The 23,631-nt window shown below is 71.8% G+C and carries 20 protein-coding genes; 10 read left to right on the top strand and 10 right to left on the bottom strand.

Annotated elements, in window-relative coordinates:
• Nucleotides 1-177: 177 nt before the first annotated feature.
• On the bottom strand, nt 178-1,275 hold the full coding sequence (locus OHA64_RS17350; RefSeq protein ID WP_405613933.1) for a mechanosensitive ion channel family protein: 1,098 nt from the start codon (nt 1,273-1,275) through the stop codon (nt 178-180).
• Nucleotides 1,276-1,649: 374 nt separating this feature from the next.
• Here OHA64_RS17350 and OHA64_RS17345 point away from each other — a divergent pair, with 374 nt between their 5' ends.
• Complete coding sequence (locus OHA64_RS17345; protein WP_030670120.1) at nt 1,650-2,186, top strand: HNH endonuclease; 537 nt, start codon at nt 1,650-1,652, stop codon at nt 2,184-2,186.
• Between the two features lie 103 nt (nt 2,187-2,289).
• On the opposite strand, the gene OHA64_RS17340 is transcribed toward OHA64_RS17345, so the two are convergent.
• From OHA64_RS17340 to OHA64_RS17320, 5 genes are read right to left on the bottom strand one after another with little or no spacing between them, the layout of a single operon-like run.
• On the bottom strand, nt 2,290-2,940 hold the full coding sequence (locus tag OHA64_RS17340; RefSeq protein WP_405613931.1) for a hypothetical protein: 651 nt from the start codon (nt 2,938-2,940) through the stop codon (nt 2,290-2,292).
• Nucleotides 2,937-4,274 carry a hypothetical protein gene (locus tag OHA64_RS17335; protein ID WP_405613930.1) on the bottom strand — a complete coding sequence of 446 codons (1,338 nt, stop codon included), beginning with the start codon at nt 4,272-4,274 and terminating at the stop codon, nt 2,937-2,939. The genes OHA64_RS17340 and OHA64_RS17335 overlap by 4 nt, the downstream gene beginning before the upstream one ends.
• Nucleotides 4,271-5,110: an ABC transporter ATP-binding protein gene (locus tag OHA64_RS17330; RefSeq protein WP_405613928.1), complete on the bottom strand. Its 840-nt coding sequence runs from the start codon at nt 5,108-5,110 to the stop codon at nt 4,271-4,273. The genes OHA64_RS17335 and OHA64_RS17330 overlap by 4 nt, the downstream gene beginning before the upstream one ends.
• On the bottom strand, nt 5,107-6,036 hold the full coding sequence (locus OHA64_RS17325) for a zf-HC2 domain-containing protein (RefSeq protein ID WP_405613926.1): 930 nt from the start codon (nt 6,034-6,036) through the stop codon (nt 5,107-5,109). The genes OHA64_RS17330 and OHA64_RS17325 overlap by 4 nt, the downstream gene beginning before the upstream one ends.
• Nucleotides 6,033-6,659 carry an RNA polymerase sigma factor gene (locus OHA64_RS17320; protein WP_405613924.1) on the bottom strand — a complete coding sequence of 209 codons (627 nt, stop codon included), beginning with the start codon at nt 6,657-6,659 and terminating at the stop codon, nt 6,033-6,035. The genes OHA64_RS17325 and OHA64_RS17320 overlap by 4 nt, the downstream gene beginning before the upstream one ends.
• Nucleotides 6,660-6,922: 263 nt before the next feature.
• Here OHA64_RS17320 and OHA64_RS17315 point away from each other — a divergent pair, with 263 nt between their 5' ends.
• From OHA64_RS17315 to OHA64_RS17305, 3 genes are read left to right on the top strand one after another with little or no spacing between them, the layout of a single operon-like run.
• Nucleotides 6,923-7,183, top strand: a complete 261-nt coding sequence (locus tag OHA64_RS17315; protein ID WP_405613922.1) for a hypothetical protein — start codon at nt 6,923-6,925, stop codon at nt 7,181-7,183.
• Complete coding sequence (malQ, locus tag OHA64_RS17310; RefSeq protein WP_405613920.1) at nt 7,184-9,298, top strand: 4-alpha-glucanotransferase; 2,115 nt, start codon at nt 7,184-7,186, stop codon at nt 9,296-9,298.
• A 59-nt stretch (nt 9,299-9,357) separates the two neighbouring features.
• Complete coding sequence (locus OHA64_RS17305; protein WP_405613918.1) at nt 9,358-9,639, top strand: hypothetical protein; 282 nt, start codon at nt 9,358-9,360, stop codon at nt 9,637-9,639.
• A 331-nt stretch (nt 9,640-9,970) separates the two neighbouring features.
• Here the strand turns inward: OHA64_RS17305 and OHA64_RS17300 are convergent, their stop codons facing one another.
• Nucleotides 9,971-10,480, bottom strand: coding sequence for a MarR family winged helix-turn-helix transcriptional regulator (locus OHA64_RS17300; protein WP_405613917.1), 510 nt, complete (start codon nt 10,478-10,480; stop codon nt 9,971-9,973).
• A 109-nt stretch (nt 10,481-10,589) separates the two neighbouring features.
• On the opposite strand from OHA64_RS17300, the gene OHA64_RS17295 reads away from it, so the two are divergent.
• On the top strand, nt 10,590-11,528 hold the full coding sequence (locus OHA64_RS17295; RefSeq protein ID WP_405613916.1) for an EamA family transporter: 939 nt from the start codon (nt 10,590-10,592) through the stop codon (nt 11,526-11,528).
• Nucleotides 11,529-11,596: 68 nt separating this feature from the next.
• On the opposite strand, the gene pepN is transcribed toward OHA64_RS17295, so the two are convergent.
• On the bottom strand, nt 11,597-14,182 hold the full coding sequence (gene pepN / locus OHA64_RS17290) for an aminopeptidase N (RefSeq protein ID WP_405613914.1): 2,586 nt from the start codon (nt 14,180-14,182) through the stop codon (nt 11,597-11,599).
• Between the two features lie 166 nt (nt 14,183-14,348).
• Here pepN and OHA64_RS17285 point away from each other — a divergent pair, with 166 nt between their 5' ends.
• A complete protein-coding gene (locus OHA64_RS17285; protein WP_405613912.1) occupies nt 14,349-14,825 on the top strand; it encodes a DUF1203 domain-containing protein in 477 nt (158 codons plus the stop codon).
• A gap of 59 nt (nt 14,826-14,884) precedes the next feature.
• Here OHA64_RS17285 and OHA64_RS17280 read toward each other — a convergent pair whose 3' ends face one another.
• On the bottom strand, nt 14,885-15,901 hold the full coding sequence (locus OHA64_RS17280; protein WP_405613910.1) for an aspartate-semialdehyde dehydrogenase: 1,017 nt from the start codon (nt 15,899-15,901) through the stop codon (nt 14,885-14,887).
• A 332-nt stretch (nt 15,902-16,233) separates the two neighbouring features.
• Here OHA64_RS17280 and OHA64_RS17275 point away from each other — a divergent pair, with 332 nt between their 5' ends.
• Nucleotides 16,234-16,761, top strand: a complete 528-nt coding sequence (locus OHA64_RS17275) for a sigma-70 family RNA polymerase sigma factor (RefSeq protein ID WP_405613908.1) — start codon at nt 16,234-16,236, stop codon at nt 16,759-16,761.
• Between the two features lies 1 nt (nt 16,762).
• Nucleotides 16,763-17,494, top strand: a complete 732-nt coding sequence (locus OHA64_RS17270) for a hypothetical protein (RefSeq protein ID WP_405613906.1) — start codon at nt 16,763-16,765, stop codon at nt 17,492-17,494.
• A 101-nt stretch (nt 17,495-17,595) separates the two neighbouring features.
• On the opposite strand, the gene OHA64_RS17265 is transcribed toward OHA64_RS17270, so the two are convergent.
• Entirely contained in the window at nt 17,596-20,901 is a 3,306-nt protein-coding gene (locus OHA64_RS17265) for a S8 family serine peptidase (RefSeq protein ID WP_405613904.1), read from the bottom strand.
• A 241-nt stretch (nt 20,902-21,142) separates the two neighbouring features.
• Between OHA64_RS17265 and OHA64_RS17260 the strand changes: the two genes are divergently transcribed.
• Nucleotides 21,143-21,652 carry an NUDIX hydrolase gene (locus tag OHA64_RS17260; protein WP_405613902.1) on the top strand — a complete coding sequence of 170 codons (510 nt, stop codon included), beginning with the start codon at nt 21,143-21,145 and terminating at the stop codon, nt 21,650-21,652.
• 199 nt (nt 21,653-21,851) lie between these two features.
• Nucleotides 21,852-23,612 (top strand): TIGR03767 family metallophosphoesterase, encoded by a 1,761-nt coding sequence (locus OHA64_RS17255; protein WP_405613900.1) that lies wholly within the window; start codon nt 21,852-21,854, stop codon nt 23,610-23,612.
• Nucleotides 23,613-23,631 lie beyond the last annotated feature (19 nt).

Here is a 23,631-nt window from a genome sequence, read left to right as displayed (position 1 = left end):
TGATCGAGCCGGGAAGTCCATCCGGCGATGACTGTTAGGAAGGTTTCCTATCTGATGGCCTGGACCATAGGCCGGGGGTGGAGGAGGCGTCAAGAGAGAGCCCCCGCGGCAACGGAGTCGTTACCTGCGGGGGCGGAGGCTGTTACCCGCGGGGGTTGCGGGGCGCGGGCGTGGGCCTTACTTCGTAGGGCTCTGCGGTGTCAGCGGTGTGGCCGCCTGGGCCTGGGCGGAGCCCGTGTTGGAGTACACGGACGGGGCCGCCATGCCGGCCGTGGGGTCCGCGGCCCCCTCGTCCTGGACCACGACGGCCACGCCGCCCACGATCGGGATGTCCGCCGCGTCGAACGCGCGCTTGATGCGCCAGCGCAGCTCGCGTTCGACGGTGAGGGACTTGCCCGGCATGGTCTTGGCGGAGACGCGCACGACCATCGAGTCGAGCAGGACGCTGTCCAGGCCGAGAACCTCGATCGGGCCCCACAGGAGCTCGTTCCAGGGCTCCTCCTTGCTCATCTTCTCGCTGACCTCGTTGAGGGTCCGCCGCACCTTGTCCAGGTCCTCGTTCGCGCGGACGGTCACATCCACCCCGGCCGTCGCCCAGCCCTGGGACAGGTTCCCGATGCGCTTGACCTCGCCGTTGCGGACGTACCAGATCTCGCCGTTGTCGCCGCGCAGCTTCGTCACCCGCAGGCCGACCTCGATCACCTCGCCGGAGGCGACCCCCGCGTCGATCGTGTCGCCGACGCCGTACTGGTCCTCCAGGATCATGAAGACGCCGGAGAGGAAGTCCGTCACCAGGTTCCGGGCGCCGAAACCGATCGCGACACCGGCGACGCCGGCGGACGCCAGCAGCGGGGCGAGGTTGATCTCGAAGGTGCCGAGGATCATCAGCGCCGCGGTGCCGAGGATCAGGAAACTGGCGACCGAGCGGAGGACCGAGCCGATCGCCTGGGAGCGTTGACGGCGCCGCTCCACGTTCACCAGCAGGCCGCCCAGCGCGCTGCCGTCGACCGCGTTCACCGAGCGGTTCATCCGGTCTATCAGCTTGGTGATGGCCCGCCGCACCACGACTCTCAGCACCGCCGCTATCACCAGGATCAGCAGGACCCGCAGCCCGATCGCCAGCCACGTGGACCAGTTCTGCTGAACCCAGCTGGCGGCGTTCGTCGCGCTCTCCTGGGCGTCCTCGAGTGACGGCACCGCCGGAGCGGTCGGCGTCCCCGAGGGGGACGGCGACGGCGACGGACCGGCGGCCAGTAGGACGGCGGACAAGGACACGGCAGGTACCTCCAGTGCGGCGGTCCGCCCCTCCGGTCGCGGTCAGGTCCGTACGGCGTGGGGTCGTACGGGCGTACGTCCGGTCGTACGTCGTGCTTCAAGGTCACGGAAAGGTCACCGGTGGGGCAGCTCCACCACACTATCGGGGCATCGTGTGTCGATCGTTGCAATGTTCGGGGGAGAGAATGCGCTCACCTGGGGATGAACAGGTGGGATGAACTGCTCGCGATCCTGGGGATGTACCAGATGTGGTCGAAAACACTCCCAGCCCGTTACCACGACATGGTGGCGCTTCCACCAGGCATGAGGGGAGACTGACTAACGAAATCGTCCCGGCGCGAGCCACGCGCCGCCGGCGTCCAAGGAGGCCATCCGTGCCGCATGTCCTGGTCCTGAACGCGTCGTACGAGCCACTCGGCGTCGTACCGCTCCGTCGCGCGCTCATTCTCGTTCTGGAGAACAAGGCCGTGTGCCTTGAGGAGTCCGGCGCCTTCATGCACAGCGCAACCGTCACTGTCCCCGCACCCAGCGTGGTCCGGCTCAAGCGATTCGTACGGGTTCCCTATCGGGGGCCCGTTCCTCTCACCCGGCGGGCCCTCTTCGCCCGTGACGGGGGCCGGTGCATGTACTGCGGTGGCGTCGCAACCAGCGTCGACCACGTCATCCCGCGCAGTCGCGGGGGCAAGCACGTCTGGGACAACGTCGTCGCGTCCTGCCGTCGCTGCAACCACGTCAAGGCCGACCGCCATCTCGTCGAGATCGGCTGGCGGCTGCGCCACAAACCCGCCCCGCCCACCGGCCTGGCCTGGCGCATCATCGGGACCGGCCACAGGGATCCGCGCTGGTTGCCGTACTTGCAACCGTACGGCGCGGACGACGCCCTGGCCCGGATCGACGGCATCTCTGCCTGACCACGATCCGGGCTTTTGCATACCCGGTGACACCTGGTGATCCGGTGACCTCAAGGGCCCCACGCCGTCCGCGGCGCGGGGCCCGTCGGGGCGAGGCGGCACCTCAGGCGCGCGGTCCCTCTCCCCGCGCTCCCCGTACGACGTACAGCGCCCCGCCCACGACGAACACCGACGCCGCCGCGGTCCAGGCGCCCGTCCCGCCGCCCGGCTGCACCGGCCACGCCCACACCGTGCTGGACCTCCCGTGCGCACCGGCCGACCCCAGGTACACCGCGCTGACATAGCCGAAGGCCGGCAGCCAGCTCAGCCGGGCGCCGAGCAGGGCGGCCACCGCCGCGGTGAGACCCGTCGAGCCGAGCGCGTTGCGGATCATCGCGGGCGGGCCGAACACGGACGTGTGGCCGAGCACCGCCACGGACAGCAGGGCCGCCATGAGCCCGGTCAGCGCCAGGAGATGGACCAGGCGCCACCGCCACCAGGGGCTGACCGCCGTACGGTCCAGCTCCTCGGACGCGGAGTGCAGGCTCGTCCCGATCACCGCGGCGCCGAACAGCGGGGCCAGCGCCACGACGGGCACCCGCCGTTCCGGATCGAGGTAGGCGTCCAGGCCGTCTGCCGCCCATACGGCGAGGGCGGCGGTGGCGAGGAGCGCGGCGAGGGCGCGCGGGACGGCGCGCGAGCGGGCGTACAGGAGCGGGCCGTCGAGCGCGGTGCCGGTGAGTGCGCCGGCGCGCAGGCGGAAAGAGGCGTTCACAGTGTCGGCACCCCCCGCGCGTCGCACCGGTCCGTCGTCGCGAAGTACTCCGACAGCCAGGCGCGGCGGTCCTGTTCGCCCATCGCCTCCAGCCGGGCGCGGGCCGCGACCCTGGCCCGGAGCCTCGCGCGGCCGGCCTCGCCCCTGTCGGCGAGATGCTCGTCGAAGACCTTCTCCGAGGGGCTCGCCGCCAGATAGTGCTCCACGGCGCTGTCGACCGGGTCGAGCCGAGGGTCCGGCTCGTCGCACTCACTGCGCCCGTACAACGCCATCCCGGCCGCCCACGCGTACTCCCGCGGATCGACCAGCTCACCCCGTACGACGGACCAGCCGATCGGCGCGAGCATCGGCAACTCCACCTCGTCCCGGGCCGGCCGGCCCGGCCGGTCCTCGAACCGCACCGGCAGGTTCTGTACGCCCTCCAGACGGCCGGTGAGGCCGGACAGGGCGTCCGTGACCTGCGGCAAAAGCTTCTCGAAGCGGGCGTTCACGCAGACCTGCGGGGTGCTGGAGGTGTCACACACCTGGCGGCGGGCGACCGGGCTGGTGTGCCACAGACCGTCCCCGGTCTGCACCAACAGCGTGCCGGCTGCGATCACGGCGGCCAGTGGCAGCAGCGCGAAGGCCCTTCGGCGGGCCGCGTACGCCAGCACCGCGGTGCCCGCGATACCGCCCGCCCACGCCGCCATGGCGATCGGCTGCCACCACACCGGGACCGAGTTGGTCGGACCGTCGACGACCGGTGAGAGGGGTGCGTAGGAGTTGTTGTCGCTGCCGTACGTCAGCATGCCGATGACGACGTACCCCGCCAACGCTGACAGCGGTGCCGCGAGCCGCCAGGCGACCAGCCGACCCACCACCTGGCCCGCCACGACGGCCGATGCCAGCACGACCACGTCCGTGAGGAACGCGACCAGGTACGGGCTGTCGCCCGTGGTGCGGTACCAGGTGGCGAGCAGCGCGAGGACGGTCGCCGCCGCGTAACCCGCGACCACCCACAGCACCAGCGGCAGCCCCGAGGCCAGCAGCCGGGCGAGCGGCCCGCGCGCGGACGCCGCCAGCAGGTCCTCGGTACGGCGTCTGCGTTCGCGCCCGCCGTGCCAGCAGCCCGCGGCCAGCGCCAGCGGCACACCGAGCAGCCCCGCGGTCGTGTGCAACCGCTCGCGCGTCTCGGCCCAGCCGCCCTGCCACTGGTCGGCGGCGGCGCCCAGCGCGACCGCGACCGTCAGCAGGACGGCGGCACCGGCCCACGGGCCGAAACCGCGGACCACCTCGGCGCGCAGCGGATGGTGCGGGCGCGGTGCGGTCTCTCGTCTCTCCGCCACGAGGGTCATCGCGCCGCCTCTTCGAGCGGCGTGGCCGACGCGGCGGACGCGCGGTGGGTGCGCAGGGCCGTCGTGTAGCCGCGCTCGATCGGGTTGTCGCCGACGCCGGTGCCCGTCTCGCCATCGCCGAGCGCGGCGAGCGAGGCGGGTGTGCCGCGGTAGGCGACCCGGCCCGACTCGACGAGGGTCACCTCCGTGCAGGCCGCGGCCACGTCCTCCACCAGGTGGGTGGAGACGATGACGGTCGACGAACCGCCCAGCTCGCGCAGCAGCTCCCGGAACTCCACCCGCTGCTCCGGATCGAGCCCCGCTGTCGGTTCGTCGAGCAGCAGCAGGTCGGGCTCGTTGACGATGGCCTGCGCGATGCCGACGCGGCGCACCATGCCGCCGGACAGCGTCTTCACCTTGGCGTCGATGCGGTCGGCGAGACCGACCCGGGCCACGGCCCGTTCGACGGCGGCCGGGACCTCGGCGGCGGGCATCTCCTTCAGCCAGGCCACGTAGGCGACGAACTCCCGCACGGTGAAGCCCGGGTAGTAGCCGAACTCCTGCGGCAGGTAACCCAGCCGACGGCGGACCGCGGCCCGCTTCCGGTGGTCCTGGACATCGTCGCCGAGCAGCTCCACCCGGCCGCCCGTCGGTGCGGCCACCGTGGCCAGGACCCGGATCAGCGAGGTCTTGCCGGCGCCGTTCGGACCCAGCAGGCCGTGCACGCCGGGACCGAAGTCGAGGTCCACCGAGTCGAGGGCGACGGTTTTGCGGTGCCGGACGTGCAGACCGGTCACTCGTATCGTGCTCAACGGTTCTCCAGAGGTGGGTGGGGAGATGGAGCCGGCCGGGCTCATCGCGTCTCCAGGCGGTCGTAGGCGGGCCGGCGGGCGGCCAGCAGGACGGCGGACAGGGCGGCCGCCGCGGCCCAGCCGCCCTGCGCCGGGGCGCCGTCGAGGCAGTACGAGAGCTGCTCGGCCAGCCGGGCCGTCAGCCGCCCGCCCGGGGCGGCGAGTACCGGCACGAGTACGGCGCACAGCCAGCCGCCGCCGGTCACGGCCGTCGCCGTACGGACGCCGACATAGCCGCCCAGGGCCAGCGAGGCCAGCGTCAGCGCGAGCCCCGGCAGCAGCCAGGCGGCCGCGCCCGGGGCGTCCGAGGACGGCACCAGCAGCCCGGCCAGCGTCAGCAGCGGCACACTCACCGCCAGTACGGCGGCCGTCCGCGACAGCACCAGCCGCAACCCGGCGGACGGTGTCGAAGCGGCGATCTCGTGCAGCGGGTCGGCGTGCGCCCCATAGGACAGGGCCACCCCGGCGACAGGTACGACGGGGGCGACGGCTAGCAGCAGAGGCCGTACGCCGGTGATGTCGGCCCCGTACGCGAGCGCCACGGCGCCGAATGCCACGAGCAGCACGGCGGGCAGCCAGGCCCCGCGCACGGCGGGCCCGGCGGCCCAGAGGAGGTGGGCGAGGCGGGGGCCGGGGGAGGGGAGAGCGAGGGGGCGGGCGCGCGGCCGAGGCTGAGTCGTGGTCGGCTTCGCCGTGATCGGCGCCGTTGTCGGCGTCGTCGTTGCCGGCCGGGTGGGCGCGGCTCCCAGGACCGCCTCCCGCACCTGCGCCAGGGCCGTTCCCGCCGCCGTCTCGCGTACGGCCCGGGACACCCGGGTGGCGCACCGGCCGCAGGTTTCGAGGTGTTTCTCCAGGGACCAGGCGTCCGGTTCCGGGAGGGAGCCGTCGCCGTAGCGGGTGACGAGGTCGTCGGACGCGTGCCAGCCGGTCATGCCGGGCCTCCCATCGGCGACGTGTTCAACTGGGCGAGTGCGGCGCGCAGTTCGGCGCGGGCGCGCATCGCACGGGACTTCACGGTTCCCTCCGGGATGCCGAGCAGCCGGGCCGTCTCGCGGGTGGTCAGGCCGTCGACGACCGTGGCGCGCAGCACCTCGCGCAGTTCGGGCGAGATGCGGTCGAGGGCGGTGCCCACGTCGCCGTACTCCAGCGCCGCCAGCACCCGGTCCTCCGCCGAGGGCACGGACGGCGCGGCCACCGCCGGTGCGTACCCGGCCCGTGCCTCGCCCGCCGGCGAGTTCATCGGCGTCGTCTCCAGCCGCGACGCCCGCTCGTGAGCCCGGCGCGCGTCGACCAGACGGCGCGCGGCGATCGTCCACAGCCAGCCGCCGGCCTCCTCGCCGCGATGTCCGGCCGCCGACCGCCACACGGTCACGAAGGTGTCCTGCAACACCTCGCGCACGACCTCGGGATCGGCGCAACGCCGGCTCAGCCGCGCGTGCAGCCACCCCGCGTGCCGGTCGTACAGCGTGGCCATCGCCGCCGAGTCACCGCCCGCGACCGCCCGCAACAGCGCCGCGTCCGAGTCCCCCGGGTCCTTCTCTCGGTGGCCCCCCATGGGGCGGAACAGTCTCACACCTCGTCTATCGACGACCTCGGAGCGCCCGGTTCACGCGACCCGCCGCTCTCCCGCCCCGAGCCCCGGCCGACATTCCCGTCAGGGCACGAGAATGGCCGTCATGCGCTTTTTCGCCCAGTATGGTAATAGCGCACCGGAACGGAATGTGACGAGAGGCACGTTGTCCCCTCGGTTACGTCTGCCACCGCGACCACTGGGTAGAGCTGCGATATCCGCACGTCGTACTCGACAAGGAGGCCCCCGTGGCCGCATCAGCACCCGTTCTGCTCCCGCCCCTCTCCAAACCCGAGGCGGACCCCTCCGCCCTGTCCGCCCTGTACGAGGCGGAGTCGTCCGCCGCATCCGATCTCCACCTGTGCGTGTTCAGCGCCGAGGGCGCCTGCGTCGAGGCCCCGCTCACCAGCGAGCCGCCGCTGCCCGACGCCGAGCCCCTCACCAGCGAGCCGCCGCTCGCCGACTTCGCTCCGCTCACCAGCGAGTCCGATGCCCACTGGGAGCCGTAGATGACGGCGCCCCGGCCGGTCGAGCCGCCCACCGAGGACCTGTCCCGGCTCGCCGCGCTCCATGGCGTCTCCACCTCCTACAGCCCCTCCCCGGACCGTACGGTCACGGCCTCCGCCACTGCCGTCACCCGGGCCCTGGCCGCCCTGGGCGTCGCCGCCGACAGCCCCGAGGCGGTCCACGCCGCGCGCACCGCCCGGGAGGAGGAGCTGCGTCAACGGCTGCTGCCGCCGACCGTGGTGGGCTGGAGCGGCAGTACGCCCGAAGCCCTCGACGCTCTCCCGGCCGGCACCCGGCTGCGCATCGCCACCGAACAGGGCGAGACACGCGCCGCCGTCGGCCAACTCCCGCCCGGAGTACACCGGTTGACCGCGACCGCCCCGGACGGCCGCACCGCCGACGCCCATCTGATCGTCGCCCCGCCCCGGCTGCCCGAGCCTCCCGGGCGCTCGTACGGCCTGCTCGTCCAGCTCTACTCCCTCCTTTCCCGCCGCTCCTGGGGCATGGGCGACCTCGGTGACCTCGCCGAACTGACCTCCTGGGCGGGCCGAGCGCTCGGCGCCGGATTCGTCCAGGTCAACCCACTGCACGCGGCCGTGCCCGGAGCCCCCACGGATCCCTCCCCCTACCGCCCGTCCTCGCGCCGCTTCCCGGATCCGGTCCATCTGCGGGTGTCGGACATCCCCGAGTACGCCCATGTCGAGGACCGTGAGCGAGTGCGGGCCCTGCTGGAGCGGGCCGACCGGCTGCGCGCCTCCGTACTGGAGCAGGACGCGCTGATCGACCGGGACGCCGTGTGGGAGCTCAAGCGGGAGGCCCTGGAGCTGGTGCGGGAGGTGCCGCTCGGTCCGGGCCGGCGCGCCGCCTACGCCGACTACCTCGCCGAACAGGGCGAGGCACTGGAGGACCACGCCACCTGGTACGCGCTCGCCGAGGTGCACGGCTCCGACTGGCACCAGTGGCCGCATGGCCTGCGCGACCCGCGCTCGGCCGAAACCGCCCGCGCCCGCGGGGAGTTGATGGACCGCGTCGACTTCCACTGCCTCCTCGCCTGGCTCACCGACACCCAGCTCACCGCCGCCCAGCGCGCGGCCCGCGAGGCGGACATGCCGGTCGGGATCGTCCATGACCTCGCGGTCGGTGTGCACCCCGGGGGCGCCGACGCCTGGGCGCAGCAGGAGCACTTCGCGGCCGGCATGTCGGTCGGCGCGCCCCCGGACGCCTTCAACGCGCGCGGCCAGGACTGGGGGCTGCCGCCCTGGCGCCCCGACCGCCTGGCCGAGTCCGGCTATGCGCCCTTCCGACACCTGCTGCGGGCGCTGTTCCGCTACGCCGGCGCCCTGCGGATCGACCACGTCATGGGCCTGTTCCGGCTGTGGTGGGTCCCGCTGGGCGAGGCGCCCACGGACGGTACGTACGTCCACTACGACGCCGAGGCCATGCTCGCCGTGCTGGTGCTGGAGGCCTCGCGGGCCGGGGCCGTCGTCATCGGCGAGGACCTGGGCACCGTCGAACCCGGTGTGCGCGAGACGCTGCGCGAGCGTGGGGTGCTCGGCACGTCGGTGCTGTGGTTCGAGCGCGACTGGGAGGGCGACGGCCGCCCCCTGGACCCCGACCGATGGCGCGCCGACTGCCTGGCCACCGCCACCACCCACGACCTGCCGTCCACGGCGGCCCGCCTCACCGGCGAGCACGTCGAACTCCGCGACGGCCTGGGCCTGTTGACCCGCCCCCTGGAGGAGGAGCGGGCCGAGGCCGCGGCGGACACGGCGGAGTGGCTGGCCCTGCTCCATCGACTCGGCCTTCTCCAGGGCGCGGGCGGCGGCTCCGACCCCTCCTCGGAGGAGGCCGAGATCCAGGCCCTCCACCGCTTCCTGCTGCGCACCCCGGCCCGCATGGTCGGTGTCTGGCTCCCGGACGGCGTGGGCGACCGTCGCCCGCAGAACCTTCCGGGGACCTGGGACCAGTACCCGAACTGGCGGTTGCCGATCGCGGACGCGGAGGGGAGGCCGGTGACCCTGGAGGAACTGGCCGGGTCACCGAGGCTGCACGCGTTGGTGGAGGTGCTGCGGGAGCCGGCGGAGGGTCGCCCCTCACCGGCCCCGCCACACCCCTGATCGCCTCCTACGGCACCCCGGACGAGCACCCTCAACCGGCGTTCGGTACTTTTGGCACCGTGGACAAGAAGAACGCCCTGCGCGCCGGCGCCCTGGCTGCCGGTACGACGCTGATGATGCTGCTCATGTCGTCCCCTGCGCTCGCGGTGACCCGCGACGACGGCGACGACCCCGGCTCGGGCCTGAGCGTCATCGAGACGCTGGGCCTCTTCGTCGTGGCCCCCCTCGTGCTGTTCGGGGTCATCGCGGGCCTGGTCATGGTCCTCGACAAGTCGCACGAGTCGCACCGGGTCACCACCCGCAACATCAAGACCAAGCCCAAGGCCGAGTCGAAGGTCTGACCGAAGCGCCGCAGCTCCGGAGCCCGGCTCCGGCTGCCCGCACGCTTCCCGGAGGGCGCCGCCCCCCGCCGACGTACCCGCCGTACGTGCGCGAGGCCGGCGCTCTCGGCATGTCCGGGCCAACCCCGACCGCACAGCGTCCGAAGGCCCGCAGTCCGCAGCCCGCAGTTCCTCAAGGGAGCGGCGCCGTGAGAGACCCCTGCACCGCGGGCCCCAGCCCGACGGATACGTGGCCTGGGCGGCCGACACCGCCGCCCCGTCCGCGATCGTGACGGCCCTCGGCGCGCACGTCGGCTGAGCCGCCCCCGGGCTCACACCAGAGGCGCCCGGCTCATTTCTCCGCGTCGAGCAGCAACTCCCGCAGCAGGCCGGCCAGTTGGTCGGTCTGTTCGGCGTTCAGGGCGGACAGGGCCTCCGTCTGGACGGCGAGGCCGGAGCCGACCGCCCGGTCGACCAGGCCCAGCCCCTGCTCGGTCAACGTCACGTGGAGCCCGCGGCGGTCGTGCGGGTCGGGGGAGCGGCGCAGCAGCCCGGCGCGTTCCAGCTTGTCGAGGCGGCCGGTCATCCCGCCGGTGGTGAGCATGAGCGTCGCCGACAGCTCGCGGGGCGAGAGGGTGTACGGCTCGCCGGAGCGGCGCAGGGTGGCCAGGACGTCGAACTCGCCGCGTCCGATGCCGAGCGTGGCGTACGCCTTGTCCACGCGGTCGCCCACCGCACGCGTGAGCCGGTAGATCCGGCCGAAGACCTCCATCGCGGTGGTGTCGAGGTCGGGCCGCACCTCGGCCCACTGCTCGATGATCGCGTCGACGGGGTCCTCGCGCGGTGGGCGCTGTGCACTCATGGCCCGAGTATCCGCCGGTTTCCGGTCACCCGCAAGCAAGTAGCTTGAATGCAAGTTGCTTAGCGCTAAGCTACTTATCGCCAAGCCGCCTTCCGAAGGGGTGCCGGTCATGAAACGGCCCGCGACCGTCCTGCTCACCGCGCTCGCCCCCATCTCCTGGGGCACCACCTACGCCGTCACCACCGAGCTCCTCCCGCCCGACCGCCCCCTGTTCACAGCGGCCCTGCGCGCCCTGCCCGCCGGACTGGTCCTGCTGGCCCTCGCCCGGGTGCTGCCCCGGGGCGTCTGGTGGGGTAAGGCGGCGGTGCTCGGCGCGCTGAACATCGGCGCCTTCTTCCCGCTGCTGTTCCTGTCGGCGTACCGGATGCCGGGCGGGATGGCGGCGGTCATCGGCTCGGTCGGCCCGCTGTTCGTGGTCGGGCTGTCGGCGCTGCTGCTGGGGCAGCGGCCGACGCCGCGGAGTGTGCTGACCGGGATCCTGGCCGCGTTCGGGGTGAGCCTGGTCGTGCTGAAGGCGGCCGGGGCGCTCGACACCGTGGGAGTGCTGGCCGCGCTCGCCTCGACCGCCTCGATGTCCGCCGGAACCGTCCTGACCAAGCGCTGGGGCCGCCCGGACGGCGTGGGCCCGCTCGCGCTCACCGCCTGGCAGCTGACCGCGGGCGGCCTGCTCATCGCCCCGCTCGCTCTCCTGGCCGAGGGCGCGCCGCCCGTGCTGGACGGCCGGGCGGTCGGCGGCTACCTCTACCTGGCCCTCGCCAACACGGCCGTCGCCTACCTGCTCTGGTTCCGCGGCATCGGCCGCCTCACCGCCACCCAGGTCACCTTCCTCGGCCCCCTGTCACCGCTGACCGCCGCGGTGGTCGGCTGGGCCGCGCTCGGCCAGTCGCTGACCCCGCTGCAGCTGACGGGCATGGCGCTGGCGTTCACGGCGACGGTCGCCGGACAGCTCCGACCGGGCGTCTCGTCCGCGGGAACGCCGGTTTCCGCCGACAGGAGCGCGGCCGTCCCGGCGGCGGGGCTCACGGTGGCGTCACACCGTTCACCGTGACGTCGTGAGACAGGAGATGGGGGCGCCCGGCACAGTGCCGGCCGCCCCCATCGACGTACGGACGACGACTACTCAGCAGCCGCCGCGTCCGCCGTCTGCGCCTTCAGCGCGCGCTCCACGCCCGCGCGGGACTCGGAGACCAGCCGCCGCAGGGCCGCGCTGGGCTCCGCGGAGGCCAGCCACTCGTCCGTTTGGCGCAGGGTCTCCTCGGAGACCTGGAGCGACGGGTAGAGGCCGACCGCGATCTGCTGGGCGATCTCGTGCGAGCGGTTCTCCCAGATGTCCTTGACCACGGTGAAGAACTTCTCCGTGTACGGGGAGAGCAGCTCCCGCTGGTCGGTCTGGACGAAACCGCCGATGACCGCCTCCTGGACGGCGTTCGGCAGCTTGTCGGACTCGACGACCGACCCCCACGCCTCCGCCTTGGCCTCCTCGGTCGGACGGGCGGCCCGGGCGGTGGCCGCGTGCCGTTCACCGGCGGCGGTCTTGTCGCGCTCGTACTCGCCGGTGATCTCCGCCTCGTCGTAGCGGCCCACCGAGGCCAGGCGCTGTACGAACGCCCAGCGCAGCTCGGTGTCGACGGCCAGGCCCTCGATGGTCTGCGTGCCCTCCAGCAGGGCGTCCAGCAGATCCAGCTGCTCGGGCGTACGGGCGGTCGCGGCGAACGCGCGCGCCCACGCCAGCTGGTGGTCGCTGCCCGGCGCCGCCGCGCGCAGATGCGCCAGCGTGGCGTCCGTCCAGCGGGTAAGCAGGGCCTCACGGGCGGCCGGGTCGGCGTACAGCTCGATCGCCAGCTTCACCTGACGGTGCAGCGACTGCACGACACCGATGTCGGACTCCTTGCCGATGCCGGACAGCACCAGGGACAGGTAGTCGCGGGTCGGGAGCTCGGCGTCCCGGGTCATGTCCCACGCCGACGCCCAGCACAGCGCGCGGGGCAGGGACGACTCGAAGTCGCCGAGGTGCTCGGTGACGAAGGCGAGGGACCGCTCGTCGAGGCGGACCTTCGCGTACGACAGGTCGTCGTCGTTGAGCAGCACCACGGCCGGCCGACGCTTGCCCACCAGCTGCGGTACGGCGGTCAGTTCGCCGTCCACGTCCAGCTCGACGCGCTCGTCCCGCACCAGCTTGCCGCTGGCCCCTTCCGAACTGTCCAGTTCGTACAGGCCGACCGCGATCCGGTGCGGACGCAGCGTGGGCTCGCCCTTCGCGCCGGCGGGAAGGGCCGGGGCCTCCTGGCGGATCGCGAAGGAGGTGATGACACCGGCGGCGTCCGTCTCGATCTCCGGGCGCAGGATGTTGATGCCGGCGGTCTCCAGCCACGCCTTCGACCAGGCCTTCAGATCACGTCCGGAGGTCTTCTCCAGGGCGCCCAGCAGGTCGGACAGGCGCGTGTTGCCGTACGCGTGCGCCTTGAAGTACGCCTGCACGCCCGCGAAGAACTCGTCCATGCCGACGTACGCGACGAGCTGCTTCAGTACCGAGGCGCCCTTGGCGTAGGTGATGCCGTCGAAGTTGACGAGCACGTCGTCGAGGTCGTTGATCTCGGCCATGATCGGGTGTGTGGACGGCAGCTGGTCCTGGCGGTACGCCCACGTCTTCATGGAGTTGGCGAAGGTGGTCCAGGAGTGCGGCCAGCGGCTCCCCGGCGCGTGCGCCTGGCAGGCGATGGACGTGTAGGTGGCGAACGACTCGTTCAGCCACAGGTCGTTCCACCACTCCATGGTGACCAGGTCGCCGAACCACATGTGGGCCAGCTCGTGCAGGATCGTCTCGGCGCGCACCTCGTACGCGGCGTCCGTCACCTTGGACCGGAACACGTACTGGTCGCGGATGGTGACCGCGCCCGCGTTCTCCATCGCGCCCGCGTTGAACTCCGGCACGAACAGCTGGTCGTACTTCTTGAACGGGTACTGGTAGTCGAACTTCTCCTGGAACCAGTCGAAGCCCTGCCGGGTCACCTCGAAGATGGCGTCCGAGTCGAGGTGTTCGGCGAGTGAGGGGCGGCAGTAGATGCCGAGCGGGACCGACTGGCCGTCCTTCTCGTACACGCTGTGCACCGAGTGGTACGGGCCGACGATCAGCGCGGTGATGTACGACGAGATCCGCGGCGTCGGCTCGAACTCCCAGACGCTGTCCGTCGGTTCGGGCGTCGGCGAGTTGGAGATGACCGTCCAGCCGTCGGGCGCCTTCACGGTGAACTGGAAGGTGGCCTTGAGGTCGGGCTGCTCGAAGCTCGCGAAGACGCGGCGGGCGTCCGGCACCTCGAACTGGGTGTACAGATAGGCCTGGTTGTCGACGGGGTCGACGAACCGGTGCAGGCCCTCGCCGGTGTTGGTGTACGCGCAGTCGGCGACGACCCGCAGGATGTTGCGGCCCTCCAGCAGACCGGGCAGCGCGATCCGGGAGTCCGCGAAGACCTCGGCGGGGGCGAGCGGGTCACCGTTGAGCGCGATCTCGTGGACGGTCGGGGCGACCAGGTCGATGAAGGACTCCGTGCCGGATTCGGCGACATCGAAGCGCACCGTGGTCACGGACCTGTAGGTACCGCCCTCCTGCGCGCCGGAGAGGTCCAGATCGATCTCGTACGAGTCAACGGTGAGCAGCTTCGCCCGCTGCTGCGCCTCTTCGCGAGTCAGGTTTGTGCCAGGCACGCGGTCATCTCCTCGTCATTCAAAGGTGCGGCGCGGTAGCGCCTCGTTGGGGGGGTGGTGGTCGGGTGACGGGTGGGCGGGTTGCGCCATCCTTCCACGCGCCCGCATCGAACGCGATGTCCGTTTCCCGCCGGTGGGCAGGGCGGATGCACCGGAGTCTGAGGACATGACGACGTACACCGCACGACCCATCGGCCCGGTGGCCCTGAAGGAACTGCGCTCCGTCGATGACGCGGGACGCGCCGTGGCCCCCGTCATCGACGACGAGGGCGGCGCCCCGCTCCGCTGCTGTCTGCGCCGCAGTGAGCCCGGGGAGCGGATCGCCCTGGTCTCGTACGCGCCGCTGCGCCGCTGGGCGGCACAGACGGGAGCCGAGCCGGGGGCGTACGACGAGCAGGGGCCGGTGTTCATCCACGCGCAGGAGTGCGCGGGCCCGGACGGAGACGGCCTGGCCTTCACAAACTCCCACCGAGTCCTGCGCCGGTACTCCGCCGACGGACGCATCCTGGGCGGTCGGCACGTGAGGGCCCCCGAGGAGTTCGAGGACGCCTTTCGGAAAGCGTTCGACGACCCGGCCGTGGCACTCGTCCACGTCCGGGCCGTCGAGTACGGCTGCTTCCTCTACGAGGTGCGCAGGCCTTAGGGCCTCTCGTTTGGATCATGCCGGGCTCGCGGGGTCCGGCATGATCCAAACGAAAGACGCTAGCCCTTCAGCTCCGCCGCCACCAGCTCCGCGATCTGCACCGCGTTCAGCGCGGCGCCCTTGCGGAGGTTGTCGTTGGACAGGAACAGGGCGAGGCCGTTGTCGACGGTCTCGTCCTGACGGATGCGGCCGACATACGCCGGGTCCTGGCCGGCCGCCTGGAGCGGGTTGGGGACATCGGTGAGGGCGACGCCGGGCGCACCGCCGAGCAGTTCCTTCGCGCGCTCCACGCTGATCGGGCGGGCGAAGCGGGCGTTGACCTGGAGGGAGTGGCCCGTGAAGACGGGGACGCGGACGCAGGTGCCGGAGACCTTCAGCTCGGGGATCTCCAGGATCTTGCGGGACTCGTGGCGGAGCTTCTGCTCCTCGTCGGTCTCGTGCAGGCCGTCGTCGACGATCGAGCCGGCCATCGGCAGCACGTTGTACGCGATCGGGGCGACGTACTTGTTCGGCGCGGGGAACTCCGCCGCCGAGCCGTCGTGGGTGAGCTTCGGCGCGTCCTCGCCGACCTTCTTGACCTGCTCGAACAGCTCGTCCACGCCGGCCAGACCGGAGCCGGAGACCGCCTGGTAGGTGGCCACGACCAGCGCTTCGAGGCCCGCCTCGGCGTGCAGCGGACGCAGGACCGGCATCGCGGCCATCGTCGTGCAGTTCGGGTTGGCGATGATGCCCTTGGGGCGGTTGGCGATGGCGTGCGGGTTCACCTCGGCCACCACGAGGGGTACGTCCGGGTCGCGGCGCCACGCGGAGGAGTTGTCGATCACGACGGCGCCCTGCGCGGCCACCTTCTCGGCCAGCGCCTTCGAGGTCGAGCCGCCCGCGGAGAAGAGCACGATGTCCAGGCCGGTGTAGTCGGCGGTGGTCGCGTCCTCCACGGTCACGCCGTCCAGGACCGTTCCCGCCGAGCGGGCCGAGGCGAACAGCCGCAGCTCGGTCACGGCGAAGTCGCGCTCCGTGAGAATCCTGCGCATGACCGTGCCGACCTGACCGGTGGCTCCGACGATTCCGACCCTCACGGCGACTCCCTGTGTCTGTCTTTGCATGCTTTACGTGCGTGTTGCCTGGCCGAGACGTTTCCATGATGCGGCCGACAAGGGTCCGCCTGTCCAATTCTTTGGCCGCCATGCCCGAGGGCTGGGACACCCGAGGCGGGCCCACGGTTGCGGAACTCCCGTCCGCACCCCCACTGAGCTGCAGGAATTCGCCCTACGACTGCTTGATGCCGCAAGCTGTGCGGCCGTCCCGCGGTGATGTGACGTACACCTCTGAAGGATTTTTCCCCCGTTGTGCCGAACGTTTCCGCCCGCCACGGCGTCGTAGAGGAAACGCGGTGAGGGGAGGGGTGTCTGTGCTGCGCGGAAGGGCCCGCCGCGCGTCGGGGGACGAACACGCTGATCCTCTGGACGCGGCTCAGGAACGCCGGGTGCGAGCGGTGCTCGCCCTGGGCGGGGTGCCGCAGGCGGACCTGCCGGACGGGGTGCAGCAGGTCCGCCTGCGGTTGCTGGAGCGGGTGGCGCGGGGCGACGAGGCGCCGCGTGACGTGTCCGCGTGGGCGGCGGTCGTCGCCTCCAACCTGGCCATGGACTGGCACCGGGCCAAGCGCCGCCAGGAGCGCATCGGCGAGCGCCTGGCCTCCCTGCGCCAGCTGGAACACCCCTCCGGCGAGGACACCAGCGTGCTCTCCCTCGCCGTCGCCCAGGGCCTGGACGAGCTGCCCGACGCGCTGCGCCAGGTCGTCGTCCTGCGTTTCTACGCCGACCTGCCGGTGCGCGGGATCGCCACGGAACTCGGTATCCCGGAGGGCACGGTCAAGAGCAGGCTGCACACGGCGGTGCGCGCCCTGCGCGCCCGTCTGCACGAGGACGAGGTGGTATGACATGACCGCCGAACACGACGGATCCGCCGACATGGACGCGCTGATGGCCGCGATCATCGATGAGCCGCTGTCCGACGACGCCCGCGCGGACGCCGCCTTCATGGCCGAACACCGTTCCGCCGAGTCCGATCTCGCGCTGTTGCGCGAGCAGTTGGGGTTCATCGGCGACGCCCTCGGCGACCCCGCCAAGGCTCCGAAGCCCGTCAAGGCTCCGAAGCCCGTTCCCGTACGTCCGTCGCGGCCCCGCCGCCGGGCCTTCAGGCTCGCCTTCGGCGCCCTCGCGGTGGCCGCCGTCGCGGTCGTGCTGTCGGGCATGGGCTGGCTGCTGAGCCAGGCGGGGGACAGCATGAGTGACGCGTCGGGCAGCGCCGACAGCGCGGCCTCCAAGCAGGACTCCGGCGTCCGCTTCGGCAGCCCCCGGTACCTGGCCTGCGCCCGCACGGTTGCCGAGGGCACGGTCACCCGCCTCGAACAGCTCCCCGACACCGAACAACTGCGCGTCACCGTGCGCGTGACCCGCTCCTACAAGCCGGAGCGGGGCGCGGACCAGCTCACCTTCGTGATCAACCCCTACGACGTCACCCACCTGCACAAGGGCGACCAGGTCCTGCTCGGCGTCCCCCACGACGCCGCCACGCCTGACCACTGGGCCGTCGGCAAGCAGGAGGTCGCCCGCGAACGGGCCTGGATCGCCGCCTCGCTGCCCGAGTCCCGCACGCTGACCTGCGCATGAGACCGCAGTCTGACCTGCGCATGAGAAAAGGGCGGGCGCCCGCCATGACGACGAACGCCCGCCCCTCGGCCGTACCGACCGGTTACGGCGTGACCTTTCGGTTACGGCGTGACCTTCTCGATCTTCACGCTGCCGGTGCCCGCGACCGTGCCGCGGGCGTTCACCAGCTGGACCTGGCCGAAGAACTCACGGCCCTCCGGCGCGGGCGCGGCGGCGGTGACACTGCCGGAGACCGTCGCGGAGTCGCCCGTGCCGAGCTTCACCGGCGTCGAACCGTCGACGGTGACCGTGCCGAGCGCGGCGGAGAAGAACACGTCCTGGTAGTCGTACGCGGTGGAACCGGACGGGACCGAGTAGCCGACGACCTCGATGGTGTACGTACCGGCGGCGGGCGAGGGGAGGGACACCGCCTCCTCCGAGTCGCCGTCGGCGGAGTTGCCGAGTTCCTTGCCGGTGGCGTCGTACACGTACAGGTCCAGGTCGGCCGCCGGGTCGGAGACGTTGCCGATGGCGACGTCCAGCGACTTGGCGCCCGCGGGCACCTCGACCGTGGTGGTCTCGGTCTGGCGGGTGGCGATCGTCGGACGCGCCGACTTGGCCGAGCCGAGCGAGCCGCCCACCAGCTTGCCGTCGATCGGGGCGAAGCCGTTCGTCACCTTCCAGGAGGCGGTGGCCGGGGTGCCGACCTTGGCCTCGGGGACGGTCACGGTCTCCGGGTCGAAGACCGCGCCGAGGACGGAGACGTCCAGCTTGTAAGGGTTGTCGAGCATCGGAGACGTGCGCCGCGCCTCGACCTCGATCTCCCAGACGCCGGCCCGCGGATCGGCGTACGAACGCACGTCCGGCTTGCAGCCGTTGCCGTCGAGGTAGTTGTTGTAGCAGTTCGGGGTGCTCGTGGTGTCGGACGGGACGCCGGTCGGGTCGATGGCGATGAACCGGGTCTGGCTCTTGTCCTTCAGCCCGCCGATAGCGACCTCGAGGGACTTGGCGCCCTCCGGGACGGTCACGAAGTACGACTGGGTGCTGTTGCGCTGGACCGTGCTCGACGCCGCGTGGGTGTACTTCAGCGGCTGCGAGACCACGACGGTGGACAGCACCTGCTGGTCGACTCCCTCGGTCTTCGGGTCGTCGACCTCCAGGATCGCGCTCTTGAGGCCGGCGGACTTCGGCGCGGCCTGCACCTTCACGGTCACCGGCTGGTTCAGCGGCAGCCTGACCTCGTCCGAGCCGACGATCTTGAACGTGCTCGACGCGTTGTTCTCGAAGTACAGCTCGTGCCGGATCGCCTTGTCGGCGCCGGACGTACGGGTGATCGTGACGTCGTACGTCTTCTTCTGGCCGGCCTTGAGGCCGCCCTCACGGTCGTACAGGCCGGTGCCGAAGCCCGGGGTCTTCAGGAACTGGTCGATCGCGGTGTCGACCGGCGCCTTGACCGCGTACGTGTGGGCGGTGGCGCCGGAACGAATCGACTTCCAGGCGTCCGGAATGTTGATGAGGCCGGCCCCCTCCTCGTACGCCTGTACACCCTTGATGTGGTCGGCGGTCGAGGTGAGCGCTGTGCGCAGGGTGGCCGGGGTCAGGTCGGCACCCTTGGCCTTGGCGGCGGACAGCAGCAGCGCGGTGGCGCCCGCGGCCTGCGGGGACGCCATCGAGGTGCCCTGGAGCATCGAGTAGCCGGCCGGCAGGGTGTAGCCCGCCTCGGCGACCGGGCCGCCCGGCAGCCAGGTCTGGGTGGTGTTGATCGCGGCGCCCGGCGCGGACAGGGTCGGCGTGAAGCCGCCGTCCTCACGCGGACCGCGCGAGGAGAACGGCATCATCGCGTACTTCTTCTCCACGACCGAGCCGTAGTTGGCGGCCCAGGTCTCCTTGGAGATGGTCGCGCCGACCGAGATGACCTTGTCGGCCAGGCCCGGGTCGCCGATCGTGTTGGCGCCGGGGCCGGAGTTGCCGGCCGAGATCACCAGCTGGACGCCGTAGGTGTCGATGAGGCGCGTGTACAGCTCGGCGCGCGCGTTGTTGCCGTCGTTCAGCGCCGGGAGGCCGCCGATCGACATGTTCACGATGTCCACGCCACGGTTCGCGACGAGGTCGATCATGCCCTCGGTGAGCGCGACGTTGGTGCAGCCGGGGCCGAACTCGCAGGCCCGGGACGAGACGATCTTCGCGCCCGGCGCGGCGCCGTTCATCCTGCCGCCGAACAGGCCGTTCGCGGCGGTGATGCCGGCGACGTGGGTGCCGTGCTCGCTGGAGATCATGCCGATGTTGACGTAGTCGGCCTTGGCGCCCGCGGCGTTGTAGACGACGTCCTTGCGGATCTCGACGACGAACGGGATGCGCTCGGCGACGTCGGTCGCCGGGTCGTCCGTGCCGAAGTAGCCGATCCGGTAGCCGTCCTTGTACGGCTTCATCGGCTGCTCGTCGGCGAAGTCGTGGTCGTCGTCGAGGTCGACGCGCACGGTGCCGGCCGCGGCGTCGTACAGCGCGCCCCAGACGTCGGTCTTGTCGCCGTCGCGGTTGACGTCGCCCGCCTGGTCGCCGCCGGCCGTCGCGGACTCGTAGAAGTAGCTGAACTTGTACGAGCCGGCCGGGGCCTTGAACGTCTCGGCGGTGCCGCCGCGGGGGGTCGCGGAGAACGCCGGACCGGCCGCCGAGGTGGTCATCTGCAGCCACGAGCCGTCGCCGTCGGAGACCGGGTCGGTCGAGGTCACCCAGTCGACGATCTTCCGCTCGCCGGTGCTGGTCTTCTGCAGCGCCGGGTGCGCGAGGTCCACGCCCGAGTCGAGGACGCCGATGGTGACGCCCCGGCCGTCCGCCTTCGGGTTCTGCGTCACGAAGTCGACGGCGCCCGTCTCGAACGACGGGTTGTACGGGTTCTCGGCGGGGGTCTTCCTGTTCGGCGCCGGGTAGGAAGCCTTGCCCTTGGCCGTGGCGCCCTTGGCGGTGTCCGCGGCCGGCGACGGGTCGTCCAGCACGATCTCCTGCCGCAGGTCGATGCCGTGCACGGCGGTGAGCTTCGCGGCGGCGGCGATGGCCGCGTCCGCCCTGCCGGTCGGGACGGTGGCGCGGACGTAGCCGAGCTTGTCGTAGGTCTTGCCGATCAGGCCGCCCTGGACCGCGTCGAGCTGCTGGGAGACCTGCTCGGTCTGTCCGGGCGCGGTCGCGATCATCATCGTGACGCTCTTGTCGCCGTCGGCCTTGGCCTCGGCGAGCGCGTCGGCGTCGTCGGAGCCGAGCTTGTCGTGGGCGGACTTCACACCCGGGTCGGCGGCGACGGGTGCGTCGTCGGCGGCGAGGGCCATGGGTATCGGCCCGGCGGCGGAGAGCGCGGCCACCAGTCCGGCGGCGACGGCGATACGGGCCACGCGTCTCGCGCCGGATATCGGCTCGCGCTGGGGGGTGAGGGTCATCGGCATCCCTTGTAGGTAAAGGAACGAACGGTGTGCGACCAGACCCGATCGGTCCTGGTCGCCGAGGTCCGGATTGCGATCCCGGACGATCGCACAGCTTTACCCATGGGAGGGATGTTTAGGGAGAGTTGACCGAAACGATATGGACGCATGGGGAAAACCCCCTATGCGCTTTGCGGAGATGAGTCATGAATGGGGCAACTCGCCCCAGAGGCGCCCGGGTTCGGGTTAACTTCCCTTGGTGCTCAAGAAGTTGCGGGTGGCGGCCTACGCCATATGCGTGCGTGACGGACAGCTCCTGCTCTCCCGGTCCCCGGCACCCGACGGCGGGCCGCCGGAGTGGGTTCTGCCCGGCGGGGGGATGGAGCACGGCGAGGATCCCCACGACACCGTCGTGCGGGAGGTGGCCGAGGAGACCGGGTACCGCATCGAGGTCACCGGCCTGCTCGGCGTGCACTCCGGTCACCGCACCATTCCCGGCCGTTTCGGGCGCGATGTCGACCACCACGGCGTACGGCTCGTCTACGAGGGCCGGATCACCGGCGGCGAGCTCCGCTACGAGATCGGCGGCTCCACCGACATGGCCGCCTGGCACGACCTGGACGCCGTGCCCGGCCTGAACCTGGTGAGCCTGGTCGACCTCGGGCTACGGCTGTGGCGGGAACGACCGGCCACCGGGCACCTCGCGCCGCCACCGGTCGAACCCCCTCCGGAAACAGCTCCCCTACCCGGGAAGATGAACACGGAGTAGCCGTCCCCAAGCCGTTGGGGGAGCGGTCGAGGGCGCGCAGGGTAGTCCAAGATCCACGTACGGTGATCGGCGCTGTGCGTTGCTGCCTCGTTCACGCGCAGGTCATGCCCGGTGCCAACGATCGGTAGTGAGCGGGATGTTCGCAACAGCGACCGCCCGCGACCACTGCCGACGCGTTCGCACTCGGGGAGACCGCGCCATGTCGCGCACACGCTCTGTCGCCGGTCCCGCACAAGGGACCCATCGCCGTACCGTCCTCGCCGCCACCGCGGCGGTCACCCTCTCCGCGGGCGTCGGCTACGCCCTGCGGCCCACCGACAGCCAGGCCGCCCCCGTCACCGACACCGCGGCCGCCCAGGCGCCCGTGGCCCAGTCCCGCAGGGCCCCGGCCGCCCCCATGGCCCCCTACACCCGCGGCACCACCCTCGCCTCGGTCGCCGCCCCGCGCACCGGTTCCGGCTACCGCCGCCTCGGCGACGGCCCCGGCTGGAGCCGCACGGTCCGCAGCGAGCTCGCGGCGCCCAAGTCCGGCCGGGCCGGCCGCCGTACCGCACTGGCCTCCTTCGTGCAGATCACCGACCTGCACCTGATCGACGCCCAGCACCCGATGCGGCTGGAGTACCTGCGCTCCACCGACGCCCACGCCTGGCGCCCGCACGAGGCGCTCACCGTGCCCGGCGCCATCTCGCTCGTGGAGCGGATCAACGCGCTGCGGGGCGCGCCCGTCACCGGCTCGCCGCTGCACTTCGCCATGACCACCGGCGACAACACCGACAACAACGCCAGAACCGAGCTCGACTGGTTCCTGACGATCATGAGCGGCGGCCGGGTCACCGCCAACTCCGGCGACCCGCGCCACTACGAGGGCGTGCAGAACAGCGGCCTCAAGCAGTACTGGCAGCCCGACTCCACCGTGCGCGACACCGACAAGCAGCTCGGCTTCCCGCACCTCCAGGGCTATCTGACCGCCGCACTGCGGGAGTTGAACAGCCCCGGCCTCAACCTGCCCTGGTACTCCACGGTCGGCAACCACGACTCCATGCCGCTCGGCTGCTACGGCCACGGCGACTCCTGGCTCGCCGAGTACGCGGTCGGCGGCAAGAAGCTGATGAGCGTGTCCGCGTCCGAGGCGAGCAAGCTCCAGGACGCCATCAAGAACGCCAAGGACCCCAAGGGAACCGCGTTCCGCGACTTCCTCAAGGCCCACTCCCGCGACATGCGCTCGGTCACGCCCGACGAGAGCCGTGCCCCCTTCACCGCCACCGAGTACCTCGAGGCCCACCTCGACCCGGCCCACCGCGGTCTGGGCCCGGTCGGCCACGGCTACTCCACCGCCAACCTCGACGCGGGCACCCAGTACTACAGCTTCCGGATCGCCGACGACGTCATCGGCATCAGCCTGGACACCACCGACGCGGGCGGCCACTACGAGGGCTCCATCGGGACGGCCCAGCTGAGGTGGCTGGACCGGACCCTGCGGGAGAACAAGGACTCGTACGCGGTCCTCTTCAGCCACCACACCAGCAAGACGATGACCAACACCCGCCCCGACCCGGCCCGCCCCGGCGATCGGCGGCACACCGGCCAGGAGGTCATCTCCCTCCTCGGCCGCCACGCCAACGTCCTGGCCTGGGTGAACGGTCATATCCACCGCAACGACATCACCCCGCACTCCACCTCCTCCGGCCGCGCCTTCTGGGAGATCTCCACCGCCTCCCACGTCGACTACCCCCAACTCGCCCGGGTCATCGAGCTGGTGGACAACAAGGACGGCACGCTCTCGATCTTCACCACCTGCGTCGAGTCCTCTGCCCCGCACCGCACGGACTTCTCCGACCTCTCCCAGACCGGCCTGGCGGCCCTCTACCGCGAGCTCTCCTTCAACGCGCCCGGCGCCAGTACGAGCCTCGGCGGCGACGCACAGGACCGGAACACGGAGCTCGTACTGAAGAAGGGCTGAATCCGGCCCAACCGGCACA

Origin of the sequence: Streptomyces sp. NBC_00076, assembly GCF_045041235.1 — a bacterium.
Lineage (GTDB): Bacteria > Actinomycetota > Actinomycetes > Streptomycetales > Streptomycetaceae > Streptomyces.
The sequence above is the reverse complement of the archived record's forward strand: the minus strand, read 5'-3'. Positions and strand labels throughout refer to the sequence as shown.